Here is a 15,657-nt window from a genome sequence, read left to right on the forward strand (position 1 = left end):
ACACGACGACTGACACCACCACCGACACGACGACTGACACCACCACCGACACGACGACTGACACCACCACCGACACGACGACTGACACCACCACCGACACGACGACTGACACCACCACCGACACGACTACGACCACCGACACGACTACGACCACCGACACGACGACGCCGAACCTCGCAGCGATAAGTTACGTCGCGTTCTGCGTCGAGGGCGAGAAGGGCCCCGGTAACGATCCGTGCCCCGACGGGGAACGGCAACTCGTGCGGTTCCAAGAGGGAGGCGGCTCCTTCAGCCCCGAAGGCGGCGACAGCCAGGGAGTCTCCGTGACGGTCACGGACACGAAGGACAACGGCGAACCGATCGAAGTGTCGTGGACCTCCAACCAGGAGATATCAAGCGTCATCGTCAAGTCGTCGACCGACACCTGCCAATACGAAGGCGGTACGTCGGGAACGGCCGGGTCCTGCGGCCCGCCGCAGGGACAGCAGGAGAACGTCGAACCGAGCACGCAGGGCAGTTCGATCGACCTCGGTAACTACGTCGCTCCGCTGGGGATCGTCGCGTTCGGGGTCGCGGCCTTCCGGCGATACCGGTAACCCGACTGCCGTCCTCGGACCGGAGTGCCCACCCGTCCGGCGCAAACGGACGGGATTTTTAACGGCCCCCTGCGTCACCTCCGGCAAATGCGGATCGCGGTCGTGACGCTGGAGACGTGGCACCGCCGGGAGAGCCCGGCGCTCCGGCGGCTACAGTTCGTCGCCGAGGGGCTGGCCGAGCGGGGGCACGACGTCCACGTCCTCTGCGAGAAGTGGTGGTCGGAGCCGGAGCACCGCCACGAGGTCGGCGGGGTCACGTACCACGGCACCGTCGTCGGCACGGAGGCGGGCACGTCGTTTCTCGTCCGGTTGCCGTTCGTCCTGCGGAGGGTCGACCCGGACGTGGTCCACGCGGGCGCGGTGCCGCCGTCGCAGGTCGCCGCCGCGAGCGTCGGCGCGTCGCTGTCGCGGTGTCCCCTCGTCGCCGAGTGGTACGGCGAGGACGAACTGACCGCGGGGAGCGAGCGGACCCGGCGGTGGGCGCTCACCCGACCCGACGCCGTCGTGACGCCCTCCCGGACGGTGAAGACGTGGGCGCGGGGGGCCGGCGCGGACGGCGACGACGTCGCGGTGATCCCGGACGCGGTCGACTTCGACCGGATCCGGGCGACGCCGCCGGGCGACGGCGGCAGCGTCGTGTACGCGCGCCGCCTCGACGAGGGCGCGAACCTGGAGAGCCTCCTGCTCGCGCTGGCCGAGTTGCGGGACCGCGACTGGACGGCGACGGTGATCGGCGACGGGCCGGAGCGGGCGGCGTACGAGCAGCAGGCCCGCAACCTGCGGATCGACGGCCGGGTGAACTTCGTCGGCGAGTGCGACCGCGACGAGCGGATCGCCGTCTACCGCGACGCCCACGTGTTCGCCCAGACGGCGACGCGCTGTGCGTTCCCGACCGAACTGGCGTGGGCGCTCGCCGCGGGCTGTGTCGGCATCGTCGAGTACCACGCCGACTCCAGCGCGCACGAACTGGTCGAGAACCGCGAACGGGGGTTCCGGACGACGAGCGAGCAGGAACTGGCCGACGCCATCGTCGACGCGGGCGACCTGGCGCGCCTCGACGTCGACGAGTCGTTCGCCGACTTCGACCGCCGTCAGGTGCTGGAGTCGTACCTCGACCGCTACCGCGCGCTGCGGGAGGAAGCGGGGCTGTTCTGAGAACGGGACCCGTCGGGGAGCCTACCGACCGTCGCCGTCGGTCGTCGCGTCGGTGACCCGCACCGCCGCGACGTTCTCGGCGACATCGTGGACCCGGACCACGTCGGCACCGCGGTCGGCCGCCAGCGCCGTCGCGGCGACGGTCGCGTCGCCGCGCTCGCCGTGCTCGTAGCCGGCGCGTGCGAACATGGACTTGTGGGAGTGGCCGATCATGACGGGGCAGCCGAGCGCCCGCAGTTCGTCGGCGCGGTCGAGCAGTTCGAAGCTCTCGGCGGCGGACTTCGCGAAGCCGAGCCCGGGGTCGACCAGTATCTGCTCGCGGTCCAGCCCGGCCTTCTCGGCCAGCAGGACGCGCTCCCGCAGTTCCGCGATGACGTCCTCGACCACGTCGTCGTACTCCACGTCGGCGGTCGGGTCGACCGGCGCGTCCCGGCTGTGCATCACGACCAGCGGCGCGTCGTGGTCGGCAGCGACGAAGCGCATCTCGGGGTCGGCGAGGCCGGTGACGTCGTTGACGACGTCCGCGCCCGCGTCCAGCGTCGCCTCGGCGACGGCCGCCCGGCGCGTGTCGACGGAGATCATCGCGTCGACGTCGGCGATCGCTTCGACGACGGGGACGACGCGCTCCAGTTCTTCCTCGACCGGCACCGGGTCCGCGCCGGGGCGGGTGCTCTCGCCGCCCACGTCGACGATGTCGGCCCTGTTCTCGACCATCTCCTCGGCGCGGCGGACGGCGTCCTCGACGCGGTCGTACTCGCCGCCGTCGTGGAACGAGTCGGGCGTGACGTTGAGGATGCCCATCACCGCGGTGCCGTCCGTCCACGGGTAGTCGCCGCCGTCGGCGCGTCCCCCGAGGTCCAGCGCGTCGCGGATCCGGTCGGCGACGGTCGGGAGGCCGTGGGGGCGGTCGTCGAGCGCGTCGACGAGCGCCTCGAACTGCGCGAGCGTCCCGGACAGCACGGCGTCGACGACGCGGCCGTCGTCGCTCCCCGCGGCCAGCCCCGAGACGGCGCAGTCGCCGCCGAGCGACGGCAGTTCCTCCCGGAGCGCGTGGGCCTGCCGGCGCTGGACGCGGAGCTTCAGCGTCCGGTGGACGCCGTCGGCCGCCAGCCGCCGGACCGCCGGCTCGGGGACGTTCGCGCTCTCCAGCGCCCCGCGGGCGTCGGCCCGGTCGCGGACCGTCTTGGGGACCGGCGCGTTGGTCCACCGCGACCGGGCCTCCGCGACGGCGTACAGCGAGCCGGTCACGACCACCAGGTCGTCGGGGCCGGCGTCGGCGAGCGCGGCGTCGACGGCGTCGGCGACGGCGTCGCGCGTCCGGACCGATCCGGCCCCGGCGCGGTCGAACACCGTGGCCAGCACGTCCGCGTCCTCGGCGCGTGACAGCGCCGGGCGGCAGGCCGTCACCGCGTCCGGCGTCGGCAGCGCGGCGGCCATCCCGCGGTGGTCCTTCTCGTGCATCGCGCCGACCACGAGGCGGAGGTCGTCGTAGTCGAACTCCGCGAGCGTCTCGGCGAGGCGCTCGCAGGCGGCGGGGTTGTGCGCGCCGTCGAGGACGACCGTCGGCGACGCGCCGATCACCTCGAACCGGCCGGGCCAGTGGGCGCTCCGGAGGCCGCGGGCGATGGTCCCCTCGTCGACCCCCGCGACCTGCCGGGCGAGCACGGCGGCGATGCCGGCGTTGGTCGCCTGATGCGCGCCCAGTGTCGGGAGCCGCGTCTCGACCCCCCAGTCCGGGCCGTCGAGCGCGACGCTCGCCTCGGCGTGGTTCGTCCGGCCCCCGTACGTGGCGGTCACGTCGGCGTCTTCCTCGCCGACGGTGACCACGTCGCCGGCCTGCTCCCGGACGGCGGCCAGCGCCTCGCCGGTCGTCCCGGTCACGAGCGGCGCGTCGTCCGGCGCGACGTGGGCCTTGTCGCGGCCGATCTCGGCGACCGTGTCGCCGAGGACGCTCGTGTGCTCCAGCGAGACGGTCGTAACCGCGCTGGCGACGGGGTCGACGGCGCTCGTCGCGTCCAGTTTGCCGCCGATCCCCACCTCCAGCACGGCGACGTCGACGTCCCGGCGGGCGAACTGCCACACCGCGAGCGCCGTCATCGTCTCGAAGAACGTCGGCGGCTCGCCGTCGGCCGCCCGGTCGACGACGTACGGGCGGACCGCGTCGACGAACTCGGCGACGGCCGACTCGGGGACCATCCGGCCGTCGACCCGGACGCGCTCGCGGAGGTCCTCGAAGTGCGGCGAGGTGTAGAGTCCGACGGACAGCCCGGCCTCCCGCAGGACCGACTCGACCATCCGCGCGGTGCTGCCCTTCCCGTTCGAGCCCGCGACTTGGACGAACCGCGGGCGGTCGTCGACGTCGAGGTGGGCGAGCAGGTCCGCGGTCGACTCGGTCCCCGGGCGCGGGCCGAACCGCCGCAGGTCGTAGAGGAAGTTCGCCGCCTCGTGATACTCCATACCTGCGACGTGGGGTTCCCCCGCGCTTTAGCCCTTCGAAACCCGGAGTGGGGGCGGCCCTCGCGCGGCCGTCAGTCGTGCCGGAACGCCCGGCTGCCGGTGAAGGCCATCGCGATGTCGTGCTCGTCGCAGGCGGCGATCACGTCGTCGTCGTTGACCGACCCGCCCGGCTGGATGACGGCCTCGATGCCGGCCTCGGCCGCGGCCTCGATGGCGTCCGGGAACGGGAAGAAGGCGTCGGAGGCCATCACCGCGCCGTCGGCGGACTTGCCCTCGGCGTCGCTCTCGGCTTTCATCTTCGCTATCTCGACGGCGTCCACGCGGGACACCTGCCCCGCACCGACGCCGACCGTCTCCGTGCCCGTCGCAAAGAGGATGGCGTTGGACTTGACGTGCTTTATCGTCCGCCAGGCGAACAGCATCGACTCGACCTGCTCGTCGGTCGGTTCGCGCTCCGTGACGACCTCCAGGTCGTCGGCGGTCGGGGCCTGCCGGTCGCGCTCCTGGACGAGCGTCCCGCCGACGAGGTCCTTCTCCGTGTGGGTCTCGGCGGGGGCGTCGAGCGATCCCACGTCGAGCACCCGCAAATTGTCCTTCTCGAACAGCGCCGCGAGCGCGTCGTCGGTGTACCCCGGAGCGACGACGACCTCCTTGAACGAGTCGGCGACGCGCTCGGCGGTGGCGGCGTCGCACTCGCGGTTGAGGGCGACGATACCGCCGAACGCGCTCTTGGCGTCGGTCGACAGCGCGTCGGCGTAGGCGGCTTCGAGCGTCTCGGCGGTGGCACAGCCCGCCGGGTTCGTGTGCTTGATGACGGCCGCCGCGGGGCGGTCGAACTCCTTGACGAGCGACAGCGCGGCGTCGGCGTCGTTGTAGTTGTTGTAGGACAGCGCCTTCGCGCCCTCGTTCAACTGCGGCGCGCCGACGACGGTGGCCGCCTCGCTGGCCCGGTCGGCGTACAGCGCGGCGTCCTGGTGGGGGTTCTCGCCGTAACGCAGGTCGGCCGCGCGGTCGGCGGTCGTCACGCGGCGCGCGGGCAGGTCCGCGGCCTCGTCGCCCTCGACGCTGACGACGCCGGCCTCGCGGTCCACGTCGACGCGGCCCTCGGCGAACCACTCGACTGCCCGCGGGTACGCCTTGAACTCCCCCTGGTACAGCACGCGCTCCTTCAGGTCGTCGGCGTCGTCGCCCTCGTACACCGGAACCGGCTCCTGCGTGACGACGGGGCCGGCGTCGACCAGGTCCTCGACGACCTCGCCGTCCTCGTCGGTGGCGTCCGTGACGACGTGGACGGTGCAGCCGGTGACGTCGACGCCCGCGTCGAGCGCGTCGCCCCAGGCGTCCGTGCCCGGGAACGACGGCAGCAGCGACGGGTGGACGTTCAGCGTCGTCGGCGCGCCGTCGAGGAACTCGTCCGAGAGGATGCGCATGTAACCGTCGAGACAGACCAGGTCGGCGTCGTAGCCGTCCAGCGCCGCGACGACGCGCTCCTCGTGGTCGCGGCGGCCCTCGCCGTCCGCGCGTTCGACGACCTCCGTCGGGATCCCGCGCTTTTCCGCCTCGTCGAGGACCGGCGCGTCGGCGTCGTTGGTCAGGACGACGGCCAGATCGGCACCGCCCGGCGACTCGTCGGCGACGTGCATCAGGTTGCGGCCGCGGTTGCTGGCGAGGCCTGCGATCTCCATACCTCGACTCCGGCACGCGGCTGGCAAAGTAGTTGCGGTCCGCGGCGGGTTTGTATCCATGTTCGTGTATAGTATAGCCAGTATTTCGACGATAGTTCCCGTTACTATCCACGTCTGTGCCTTCAGGCATCCGGTAGCCTTTTTGCCCGCGGCGCGGGACGCTCGTGCATGACCGAATCCCTGCACGCCGTGTCGCCGCTCGACGGGCGCTACGCGTCCCGGACCGCGCCGCTGGCCCCGTACGCGAGCGAGGCCGCGCTGATGCGGGCGCGGGTGCGCGTCGAGGTGGAGTACCTCGTCGCGCTGGCCGACCTCGACGCGACGCCGCTGGCACTCGACACCGCGGCGCGCCAGACCCTGCGGGCGCTGTACAAGGACTTCGCGGAGGAGGACGCCCGCCTCGTGAAGAAGTTGGAGACGGAGGGGTACGGCGAGTACGAGGCGACCAACCACGACGTGAAGGCCGTCGAGTACTACATCCGCCACCACCTGCCCGACGACATGGCGGACGTCGTCCCGTGGATCCACTTCGGGCTGACCAGCGAGGACGTGAACAACCTCGCGCACCGCCTGCTCGTCGGCCCGGCCGTCGAGGAGGTGCTGCTCGGCGAACTGCGGGACGTGCGCGACACGCTGGTCGACATGGCCCGCGAGCACCGCGACCTCCCGATGCTCGCCCGGACCCACGGCCAGCCCGCGACGCCGACGACGTTCGGCAAGGAGATGGCCGTCTACGCCGCCCGCCTCGGCCGCGCGACGGGCCGCATCCGGCGCGCGCTCGACGGGATCACCGGGAAGCTCGGCGGCGCGAGCGGGACGTTCGCCGCCCACGACGCCGCGCTCCCGGAAGTCGACTGGCGGGCCTTCGCCCGCGAGTTCGTGACCGGGCTCGGCATGGAGTACGCGCCGCTGACGACGCAGGTCAACCCCTGCGACGACCTCGCGGAGCTGTTCGACGCGCTGCGGGGCGCGAACAACGTCCTCCTCGACCTGGACCGGGACGTCTGGCTGTACGTGAGCGACCGCTACCTCGGCCAAGAAGCGACGGAGGGCGAGACGGGGTCGTCGACGATGCCCCACAAGGTCAACCCGATCGACTTCGAGAACAGCGAGGGGAACCTCTCGAAGGCAAACAGCGACCTGACGTTCCTCGCGGACTACATCACGACGTCGCGGCTGCAGCGGGACCTCTCGGACTCGACCGTCAAGCGCAACATCGGCGCGGCGCTTGCCCACTGTCTGATCGGCTACACCAAGACCGCCGACGGCCTCGACAAGGTCGTCCCCAACGAGCAGGTGATGCGCGACGACCTGCGGGCGACCCCGGAGGTCATCGGGGAAGCCGTCCAGACGATCCTCCGCCGCGAGGGCCACGGGGACGCCTACGAGCGCGTGAAGGCGCTCACCCGCGGGCAGGACGTGTCGATCGAGGACTTCCGGGACCTGTTCGACGACCTCGACGTGGACGCGGAAACCCGGGCGGATCTGCGTGCGCTCTCGCCGGAGACGTACGTCGGCGTGGCCGACGCGCTCGTCGACGACGTCGACGTCGACCGGTAGAGCGCCGCTGCCCGCCCAATCCCCACGCCTCACACGTCCCGCCGCCGGAACCACTCCCGGCTCGCCAGCACGAGGACCGCGGTGCCGGCCAGCAGGACCGCGGCCCCGCCGACGTCGTACGTGCCGTCGACGAGTATCTCGCTCGGGACGTAGTACCGCGTCGGCGAGAGCGCGCCGAGCGGTTCGAGGTCGGTGCCGGCGACGACGGACTCGACGAGAAACAGCGCGAACACCGCGCCCGCGGCCGCCCGCTGGGCTACCGAGGCGCGGTCGACCGCGACGGAGGCGACCAGTCCGATGCCGGCACAGGCCAGCAGGTACGGCACCGAGAGGAGGTGGGCCATCGCCACGCGCTCCATCGCGACCGACTCGTCGATGGCGAGGGTGGCGACGAACACGACGACCGGCATCGCCGCGTTGGCGACGAACAGCGGGACGCCCAGCGAGGCGAACTTCTCCAGCACGACGCGGCTCCGCGAGACCGGCATGGAGAGCGTCAGGTCCATCCGCCCGCGCTCCACGTCCGCGGCGATCAGGCCGGCCGCCGCGTACGCGAAGTAGAGGCCGAGCAGGATCACCCAGGCGAACGCGTACAGCTGGGTGGCGAGAAACCCCTCGATGGTGTTCATCGTCCGGATGTCGAACGCCTCGCGGACCGCCGGCGGGTACGCCGCGATGAGTTCGTCCAGGTTCGCCGTCGCCGTGATCGAGGGAAACAGCCCGACGTACATCGCCGTGAGCGCGGCGATGCCGACGGTCATCGCCAGCGCGCCGGGCAGGCGCTTCCGGCCGTCGTAGCGGGCGAGTTCAAGCATCGTCGTCCCCGTAAAACTGCATGAACACGTCCTCGAGGGGCGCTTCCTCGACGTCCACCTCCAGCAGGTCGAACCGGTCGAGGAAAGCGACCAGTTCGTTCACGTCGCCGGTGTAGGTGAACGTCACCTCCGTGACGGTCCCGCCGGCGTCGCGGTCGTCCGGGGCCGCGACGGTCCGGACGGCGACGTCGTGTGCGCCGGCGAGGGTCACGTCGTCGGCCGACACCGACCCGTCGACCCGCGCGAGCACCGCCTTGCCCGAGCGCCCGAGCAGGTCGGCGACGCGCTCGACGGCCACAATGTGGCCGTCCCTGATGACGCCGACGCGGTCGCAGAGCCGCCGCACCTCGCTCAGCACGTGCGAGGAGAGGAACACCGTCGTCCCGGCGCGCCGCTCCGCGCGGACGAACTCCTCGAAGCGGCGCTGCATCAGCGGGTCCAGCCCCGACGTCGGCTCGTCCATCACGACGAGGTCCGGGTCGTGCATGAACGCCTGCACCAGCCCGAGCTTCTGGGCGTTGCCCGTCGAGTAGTCGCGTATCTCCCGGTCGAGCGGCGGGTCGAACAGGTCGAGCAGTTCCCCGCGGCGCGGGTCGCCCTTGACCGACCCGTGGAGGTCGAGCACCTGCCGCCCGGTCGCCGTCTCGTCGAACGACGGCGTCGCCGGCAGGTAGCCGACCCGCCGCTTGGCGGCGATCAGTTCGTCCTCCGCCCGCACGTCCGCGCCGAGCACCGACGCGGTCCCGTCGGTCGGCGACTGGAACCCCAGCAGCGTGCGGATGGTCGTCGTCTTGCCGGCCCCGTTCGGACCGAGGTAGCCAAACACCTCGCCCTCGGCCACCTCGAAGGTGACGCCGTCGTTGGCGAGCACCTCGCCGTAGTCCTTCGTGAGGCCGTCGACCGTTATCGCCGCCATCGGCGGGGGTTCGACCCCCGGTCGAATGAAGCTACCGCCGTCGGGGCCGTTCGGCGACCGCGACGGCCCGGACCGGCGCGCCGTCGCCGCCGGCCACCCGCAGGGGGTAGGCCCGGAGTTCGAAGCGCTCGGGCAGGCCGTCCAGGTTCGTCAGGTTCTCGACTATCAGCCGCTCCGCGCCGAGCAGCGCGTGGTGGGCGGGCACGCCGTCGGGGTCGGCGGCGGTCCCGGCGTCGGTCCGCGAGGGCGAGGGGTCGACGCTCGCCGCGTCGGTCGCCACGTGGTACCCGCGCTCGGCGCAGTCCTCGGCCGCCGCGGCCGAGAGGTACGGGTGGTCGAAGTACGACGGGTCGCCCCACCGCCCGGCCCACCCGGTCCGGAGCACCAGCATCCCCGCGTCCGTCTCCGGCAGGTCCGCGGGGCGGATCGCCGCCCGCGGGCCGCGCCCGCGGAGGTCCACCAGCTTCGCGTCGAAGGCGAACGTCCCGACGGGGAACTCGTCTATCGTCCGGCCGTCCGGTTCGGTGTGGCTCGGGGCGTCGACGTGCGTGCCGGCGTGCGTGCCACACTCGACCGCCGAGACGCGGTAGCCGTCCGCCTCGACGGTGGCGTGGGGCGCGACGGATACCGGCGGGTCGCCGGGGTAGGTCGGCATATCCGTCTCGACGCGGCGCGTCAGGTCGCGGTGGGCCATACCGGTCACGTCGGCGACGGCGGTGAAAAGGGTGGCCCGCGGCGGACGGTCAGCCGAGCAGTTCGCGCAGCGTCGCCGCGACCGCATCGGCGGCCGCCCGGACCTCACCGACCCGGACGTACTCCCGTTCGGCGTGGGCGACCGCGCCCTCGTCGTCGGCCAGTACGCCCGGCCCGAACACGACCGTCGGCGCGTCGGCGGCGAAGTAGGAGGCCTCCGTGGCGGCGGTGAACGGGCGCACGTCGCCCCCCGCCGCGTCGGCCAGGGCCGTCACGAGCGGGTCGTCGGCCGGCGTCGAGAACGCCTCCAGGAACGGGCTCTCGCGGTCGGTCAGCGAGAAGTCGACGCCGACGTCGTCGGGGACGCCCTCGCGGAGGTGGGCTTCGAGCGACGAGCGGAAGCCCTCGGCCGTCTCCGGCGGGACGCTCCGGCGGTCGACCACGAGTTCGCTCGCCGCGGGGATCTGGTTGGTCGCGGTCCCGCCGGAGACGACGGTCGGCGTCAGCGTCGCCGCGCCGAGCGCGTCGTGGACCGGCGGCGCGTCGTCGCGCCCGTCGAACGTGTCGAGCGCGCGGAGGACGCCCTCCAGCGCGGCCACCGCGTTGGTCCCCTCCGCGGGTTCGGCGGCGTGGGCGTTTTCACCCGAGAGCGTGACGGTCCCCTGGAACCGCCCCTTCGCGGCGTTGCAGACGTCCAGCCCGGTCGGCTCGCCGACGACGCAGTAGTCGGGGTCGAGGTCGAGCGCCGCCGCGCCGGTCGACAGCGTCTCCTCGTCCGGGGTGACCGCAAGCGTCACGCGGCCGGCCTCGCCCGGATCGACCGCGAGGAACGCCGACAGCAGCGCCGCGAGCGGCCCCTTCGCGTCGCAGGAGCCGCGGCCGCGGACCGTGTCGTCGTCGCGCTCGAACGGGACGTGGGGCGGCACCGTGTCGATGTGCGTGTTCAACACGACGTGGGTGTCGCCCGACCCGCGCGAGGCGAGCGTGTTCCCCGCCCCGTCGACCGTCGCGTCGACGCCCGCGTCCGCGAGCGTCCCGACGAGCAGGTCCCGCATCTCGCCCACGTCCTCGGTGGAGTCGACCGGGACCGCGCGTTCGACGAAGGAAACGGGGTCGAACGTCACGACTGGGTCGGGACCGCGGGGAGTTCGCCGTCGAACTCGCGCTCGACGGGGCCGCGCAGGACCGCGGGGCCGGCCTCGGGGAGCCGCACCGTGAGGTCGCCGCCCGGCGGCGAGACCGTCACGCGCTCGGCGTCGGTCAGGCCAAGGCGGCGGGCGGCGGCCGCGACCGCGACCGCGCCGGTGCCGCAGGCGTCGGTCTCGCCCTCGACGCCGCGCTCGAACGTGCGCTGGGCGAACCCGTCGTCGGTTCCGCTGGCGACGTTGACGTTCGCGCCCTCCGGGAAGACGTCGGCGTGGCGGATCGGCGGGGCCATCGCCGCCAGGTCGACGGCGTCGGCGTCGTCGACGAAGACGACGGCGTGGGGGACGCCCGTCGTGAGCGCCGTCACCTCCCAGCCCTCGACATCCTCCGCGACCAGCGGCTCGTCGCGGGCGAGGGGGACCTCCGCCGGGTCGAACGACGGGACGCCCATCTCGACGGCCACGTCGTCGCCGTGGATCTCGGCCCGCCGGGTGCCCGCGGGCGTGTGGATGACGACTTCGCGGGCGTTGGTCCGGTCGGCGACCCAGCGCGCGACGCAGCGCGCGCCGTTGCCACACATCGCCGCGGTGCCGCCGTCGGGCTGGTAGAGCCGCATCGTCACCTCGGGCGGGTTCGGGGTGGCGTCCATGTCGAGGACGAGCACGCCGTCCGCGCCGGTCGTCCGGTCCGGGTCGTCCGCGCCGACGCCCGTCTCGCGGTCGCAGTGGGCGACCGCGAACGCGCTCCAGTCCGCCACGTCGGCGGCCGCGTCGACGACCAGGAAGTCGTTGCCGGTGCCGTGGAGCTTCTCGTAGCGTATCATTCTTCGAGCCTCGTGACGTCCGCCACCGTCTCCCGGCGGCGGGCGAGCGTCGCCGCGCCGTCGTCCAGCGTCACCGTCGCCGGCCGGGGGCGGGAGTTGTACTGGCTGGCCATCTCGTAGCCGTACGCGCCGGCGTTGCCGAGCGCGAGCGTGTCGCCCCGGGCCGGCGCGGGCAGGTCGCGGTCCGTGCAGAACACGTCCGCGCTCTCGCAGATGGGGCCCGTGACGGTCTGGGCGACCGTCCCGCGCTCGCCGGCGTCCGGCGCGAGGTTGCGGACCGCGTGGTACGCGTCGTACATCGCCGGCCGGAGCAGCGTCGTCATCCCGGCGTCGACGCCGACGACGGTCGTCTCGGGCGTCTCCTTGACGGTGTTGACGTCCGCCAGCAGGACGCCCGCGTCCGCGACGAGGTAGCGCCCGGGTTCGACCGCCAGCCGCGCGTCCACGTCGCCGAGCGCCTCGCGGGTCGCGTCCGCGACGGCGTCGAGGTCGAGCGGGGCCTCGTCCGGCCGGTACGGGACGCCGAAGCCGCCGCCGACGTCGACGAACTCCAGGGGAACCGGCGCGTCCCGCGCCAAGTCGCCCATCCGCGCGACGAGTTCGCGGTGGGCCGCCAGGTCGTCGCCGGAGATGCCGCTCCCGGCGTGGGCGTGGACACCCACCACGTCGAAGCCGCGGTCGGCCGCGTCGGCGAGCAGGTCGGTCGCCAGGCCGTACGGGACGCCGAACTTCGCGTCCGCGCCGGTCGACACCTTCTCGTGGTGGCCCGCGCCGACGCCGGGGTTGACGCGGACGCAGAGGCGGCCGTCGTACCCCCGCGCTTCGAGGCGGTCGAGGGTGTCCTCCGCGCCGACGGTGACCGTCAGGTCGGGGTACTCGCGCCACAGGTCGACGACCGTGTCGAGGTCGCCGGCCGGCGGGTTGACCGCGGTGTACTGGACGCGCGCGCCGGGGTCGGCGACCGCGCCGTCCGTCCCGCCGTCGAGCGCGTCGAGGGCCCGTGCGACCTCGCCGGCGGAGGCACATTCGATGCCCGCGCCGGCCTCGCCCAGCGTCGAGAGGACGCGGCCGAGCGTGTTCGCCTTCGCGGCGTACCGTATCTCGGCGTCGGGGAACGCCCCCGCCATGCGGCGGTAGTTCTCCCGCACGCGGTCGAGGTCGAGGACGTACAGCGGGCTGCCGTGCTCGTCGCGGAGGTCGCGGAGCCGCGCCGCGTCCCAGGCGTCGAGCCGCCGCACCGCGGGGGTAGCCGCGCTCATTCCCGCAGGGCGTCCTCCTTGGCCGCCGCCTCCAGGGTCTCCTGCTCTAAGCTCGTCGCGACGACGGCCGGCTTGTACGCGCCGCCCTCGAACAGGTCGTGCTCGCCGATCGACGACTCGACGAAGCGGGTGAACGCACGGCGCTCGGGCGGCAGTTCGCCGTAGATCACTTCCTCCTCGACGAGGTCGTAGACCGGGATCCGGGGGGTCAGCAGCGTGTTCTCGCCGACGACGCTGCCCTCGCCGACGACGAAGCCGCTGGTGACCCGACAGCCCGCGCCCAGCGACACGTCGTCCTCGACGACCACCGGCGCGTCCTCGACGGGTTCGAGGACGCCGCCGATCAGCGTGTTCGCGCCGAGCTTCACGTTCGCGCCGATCTGGGCACAGGAGCCGACCGTGTCCGCGGAGTCGACGAGGGTGCCGTCACCGACGTGCGCGCCGACGTTGACGAAGCTCGGGCTCATCATGATGCAGTCCGCGCCGAGGTACGCGCCGCGACGGACCGTCGTGCCGTCCGGCGTGTTGCGCGTGCCGCGCTCGCCGAGGTCGGCGGTGTCGCGCAGGGGGAGCACGTCGTGGTAGCGCACGTCGCCGTACTCCCGTGGCTCCGTCTCCCGCAGGCCGAAGTTGAGCAGGATGCCGCGCTTGACCCACGCGTTCGCCTCCCACTCCCCGCCGCGCTTCTCGGCCGCCCGCACCTCGCCGGCCTCCAGCGCGTCGAGGAACGCCTCCAGCGTGTCGGCGGCGTCCGCGCCGGCCGTCCCGGCGTCTATCTCGTCGTTCTCGTAGCGCTGCCACAGGTCCTCTATCTCGGCTGCAAGCGTCGACTGACTCATTGGGGTCCCTCCAGTACGTCACCGAAGTCGTACCACCCTGATTCCTGTTGCGATAGCCAGGCCGCGGCGTCGACCGCGCCCGCCGCGAACACGCCGCGGCTCTCGGCGCGGTGGGTGAGCCGCACCTCCTCGTGGTTGCCGGCGACCAGCACCTCGTGCTCGCCGGTCACGTCGCCGGCCCGGAGCGCGTGGACGCCGATATCGCCGTCCTCGCGCGGTGCCTCGCCCTCGCGGCCGTGGACGCGGCGGTCGTCGCCGACCCCGCGGGCGTCCTCGACCTCCCGCAGGATCGACTTCGCGGTGCCGCTCGGCGCGTCCCGCTTCGCGTTGTGGTGGGTCTCGACGAGTTCCACGTCGTACCCCGGCAGGTTCGCCACGGCGTCGCCGACCACGTCCAGCAGCGCCTGGACGCCGCGGGCGAAGTTCGCCGCCTTCAGCACCGGCACGGCCTCGCTGGCTTCCCGGAGCGCGTCCAGTTGGCCGTCGTCGAAGCCGGTCGTGCCGACGACGGCGGGGACGCCGGCGTCGGCGGCCGCCTCGACGTACGCCACGCTCGACTCCGGGCCGGTGAAGTCGACGACCGCCTCGGCCTCGCGGGCCGCCAGGAGGTCGCCGAAGTCGGCCGCGTCCTCGACCGCGACGCCGTCGACCGCCTCGACGTCCGGGTCGCGGTTGACCGCCAGAACGACCGAGACGTCGTCGCGGTCGGCCGCCTCCGCGATAAGCTCCCGGCCCATGCGGCCGGTCGCGCCGGTGACGGCCAGCCGGACCGTCACGGCTCGACCTCCGCCCCGGCGTCGGCGGCCTCGCCGTCGAGGTCCGCGAGCACGGCCCGGAGGCGCTCGCGGTGCGCCTCGTCGAGGCGCGTGAGCGGCGAGCGGAGTTCCGGCGAGCCGCGGCCGCGGATCGACATGGCCTCCTTCACCGGGATGGGGTTGGTCTCGACGAACAGCGCGCGGGTCAGGTCGCCGAGTTCGTGGTGGATCCCGCGGGCGCGTTCGAAGTCGCCCGCCAGCGCCGCGCCGACCATCGCGCAGGTGCGCTCCGGTTCGACGTTGGCGACGACGCTGATTGTGCCGGTCGCGCCGACCGAGATCATCGGGACGGTGAGCGGGTCGTCGCCCGAGAGGACGGCGAAGTCCTCGTCGCGCGTCCGCTCGACTATCTCGGATATCTGACCCAGGTCGCCGCTGGCGGCCTTGAAGCCCGCGACGTTCTCGTGGGCGGCGAATTCGACCGCGGTGTCGGGGTCGATGTTCCGCCCCGTGCGCGACGGGACGTTGTAGACGATCTGGGGCAGGTCGACGGCGTCCGCGACGGTGCGGTAGTGCTCGACCAGCCCGCGCTGCTCTGGCTTGTTGTAGTACGGCGAGATGAGCAGGAGCGCGTCGGCCCCTGCGTCGGCGGCGCGCTCGGAGAGTTCGAGCGCCTCGCGGGTGTTGTTGCTCCCGGTGCCGGCGACCACCGGCACGTCGTCGACGGCGTCGACGACCGCCTCGACGACCTCGACGTGCTCGTCGTGGGTCAGGGTCGCGCTCTCGCCGGTGGAGCCGACGGGGACGACCCCGTCGACGCCCGCCGATTCGAGGTACCGGGCGTTCTCGCGTAGCTGGTCGAAGTCGATCCGCTCGTCGGCGTCGAACGGCGTGGTGAGCGCCGGGAAGACGCCGCTGAAGTCGATGTCGTGTGTCATTGGTGCTGTGTGGTTAGTGT

General features: G+C 73.0%; 13 protein-coding genes and 1 pseudogene. 3 read left to right on the forward strand and 11 right to left on the reverse strand.

Features of this window, described 5'->3' with window-relative positions:
- Positions 1–596: pseudogene (locus EYW40_RS19830) on the forward strand (hypothetical protein); the annotation flags it as partial.
- An 87-nt stretch (positions 597–683) separates the two neighbouring features.
- Entirely contained in the window at positions 684–1,751 is a 1,068-nt protein-coding gene (locus EYW40_RS03985) for a glycosyltransferase family 4 protein (RefSeq protein ID WP_135820310.1), read from the forward strand.
- 21 nt (positions 1,752–1,772) lie between these two features.
- On the opposite strand, the gene folP is transcribed toward EYW40_RS03985, so the two are convergent.
- Positions 1,773–4,208, reverse strand: coding sequence for a dihydropteroate synthase (gene folP, locus EYW40_RS03990; protein WP_135820311.1), 2,436 nt, complete (start codon positions 4,206–4,208; stop codon positions 1,773–1,775).
- A 71-nt stretch (positions 4,209–4,279) separates the two neighbouring features.
- Entirely contained in the window at positions 4,280–5,893 is a 1,614-nt protein-coding gene (gene purH, locus EYW40_RS03995) for a bifunctional phosphoribosylaminoimidazolecarboxamide formyltransferase/IMP cyclohydrolase (protein ID WP_135820312.1), read from the reverse strand.
- A gap of 168 nt (positions 5,894–6,061) precedes the next feature.
- Here purH and purB point away from each other — a divergent pair, with 168 nt between their 5' ends.
- Positions 6,062–7,453, forward strand: a complete 1,392-nt coding sequence (purB, locus tag EYW40_RS04000) for an adenylosuccinate lyase (protein ID WP_135820313.1) — start codon at positions 6,062–6,064, stop codon at positions 7,451–7,453.
- 29 nt (positions 7,454–7,482) lie between these two features.
- Here the strand turns inward: purB and EYW40_RS04005 are convergent, their stop codons facing one another.
- Genes EYW40_RS04005 through dapA form a run of 9 tightly spaced genes read right to left on the reverse strand, consistent with a single transcriptional unit; the run spans position 7,483 to position 15,637 of the window.
- Positions 7,483–8,268 carry an ABC transporter permease subunit gene (locus tag EYW40_RS04005; RefSeq protein WP_135820314.1) on the reverse strand — a complete coding sequence of 262 codons (786 nt, stop codon included), beginning with the start codon at positions 8,266–8,268 and terminating at the stop codon, positions 7,483–7,485.
- Entirely contained in the window at positions 8,261–9,184 is a 924-nt protein-coding gene (locus EYW40_RS04010) for an ABC transporter ATP-binding protein (RefSeq protein ID WP_135820315.1), read from the reverse strand. The genes EYW40_RS04005 and EYW40_RS04010 overlap by 8 nt, the downstream gene beginning before the upstream one ends.
- 31 nt (positions 9,185–9,215) lie before the next feature.
- Positions 9,216–9,878 (reverse strand): cyclase family protein, encoded by a 663-nt coding sequence (locus EYW40_RS04015; RefSeq protein ID WP_135820316.1) that lies wholly within the window; start codon positions 9,876–9,878, stop codon positions 9,216–9,218.
- Positions 9,879–9,927: 49 nt separating this feature from the next.
- Complete coding sequence (locus EYW40_RS04020; RefSeq protein WP_135820317.1) at positions 9,928–11,001, reverse strand: M20 family metallopeptidase; 1,074 nt, start codon at positions 10,999–11,001, stop codon at positions 9,928–9,930.
- Positions 10,998–11,846 (reverse strand): diaminopimelate epimerase, encoded by an 849-nt coding sequence (gene dapF, locus EYW40_RS04025; RefSeq protein WP_135820318.1) that lies wholly within the window; start codon positions 11,844–11,846, stop codon positions 10,998–11,000. The genes EYW40_RS04020 and dapF overlap by 4 nt, the downstream gene beginning before the upstream one ends.
- Positions 11,843–13,105, reverse strand: a complete 1,263-nt coding sequence (lysA, locus tag EYW40_RS04030; protein ID WP_135820319.1) for a diaminopimelate decarboxylase — start codon at positions 13,103–13,105, stop codon at positions 11,843–11,845. Before lysA ends, dapF begins: the two co-directional genes overlap by 4 nt.
- Entirely contained in the window at positions 13,102–13,944 is an 843-nt protein-coding gene (locus tag EYW40_RS04035) for a 2,3,4,5-tetrahydropyridine-2,6-dicarboxylate N-succinyltransferase (protein ID WP_135820320.1), read from the reverse strand. Before EYW40_RS04035 ends, lysA begins: the two co-directional genes overlap by 4 nt.
- Entirely contained in the window at positions 13,941–14,720 is a 780-nt protein-coding gene (gene dapB / locus EYW40_RS04040; protein ID WP_135820321.1) for a 4-hydroxy-tetrahydrodipicolinate reductase, read from the reverse strand. Before dapB ends, EYW40_RS04035 begins: the two co-directional genes overlap by 4 nt.
- Positions 14,717–15,637 carry a 4-hydroxy-tetrahydrodipicolinate synthase gene (dapA, locus tag EYW40_RS04045; RefSeq protein ID WP_135820322.1) on the reverse strand — a complete coding sequence of 307 codons (921 nt, stop codon included), beginning with the start codon at positions 15,635–15,637 and terminating at the stop codon, positions 14,717–14,719. The genes dapB and dapA overlap by 4 nt, the downstream gene beginning before the upstream one ends.
- Positions 15,638–15,657 lie beyond the last annotated feature (20 nt).

Source organism: Halostella litorea (assembly GCF_004785955.1).
Lineage (GTDB): Archaea > Halobacteriota > Halobacteria > Halobacteriales > Natronoarchaeaceae > Halostella > Halostella litorea.

Excerpts from the sequence above, each read along its gene's own strand:
- EYW40_RS03985 (WP_135820310.1), top strand. The coding sequence starts at position 684 with ATGCGGATCGCGGTCGTGACGCTGGAGACGTGGCACCGCCGGGAGAGC.
- folP (WP_135820311.1), bottom strand. The coding sequence starts at position 4,208 with ATGGAGTATCACGAGGCGGCGAACTTCCTCTACGACCTGCGGCGGTTC.
- purH (WP_135820312.1), bottom strand. The coding sequence starts at position 5,893 with ATGGAGATCGCAGGCCTCGCCAGCAACCGCGGCCGCAACCTGATGCAC.
- purB (WP_135820313.1), top strand. The coding sequence starts at position 6,062 with ATGACCGAATCCCTGCACGCCGTGTCGCCGCTCGACGGGCGCTACGCG.
- EYW40_RS04005 (WP_135820314.1), bottom strand. The coding sequence starts at position 8,268 with ATGCTTGAACTCGCCCGCTACGACGGCCGGAAGCGCCTGCCCGGCGCG.
- EYW40_RS04010 (WP_135820315.1), bottom strand. The coding sequence starts at position 9,184 with ATGGCGGCGATAACGGTCGACGGCCTCACGAAGGACTACGGCGAGGTG.
- EYW40_RS04015 (WP_135820316.1), bottom strand. The coding sequence starts at position 9,878 with ATGGCCCACCGCGACCTGACGCGCCGCGTCGAGACGGATATGCCGACC.
- dapF (WP_135820318.1), bottom strand. The coding sequence starts at position 11,846 with ATGATACGCTACGAGAAGCTCCACGGCACCGGCAACGACTTCCTGGTC.
- lysA (WP_135820319.1), bottom strand. The coding sequence starts at position 13,105 with ATGAGCGCGGCTACCCCCGCGGTGCGGCGGCTCGACGCCTGGGACGCG.
- EYW40_RS04035 (WP_135820320.1), bottom strand. The coding sequence starts at position 13,944 with ATGAGTCAGTCGACGCTTGCAGCCGAGATAGAGGACCTGTGGCAGCGC.
- dapA (WP_135820322.1), bottom strand. The coding sequence starts at position 15,637 with ATGACACACGACATCGACTTCAGCGGCGTCTTCCCGGCGCTCACCACG.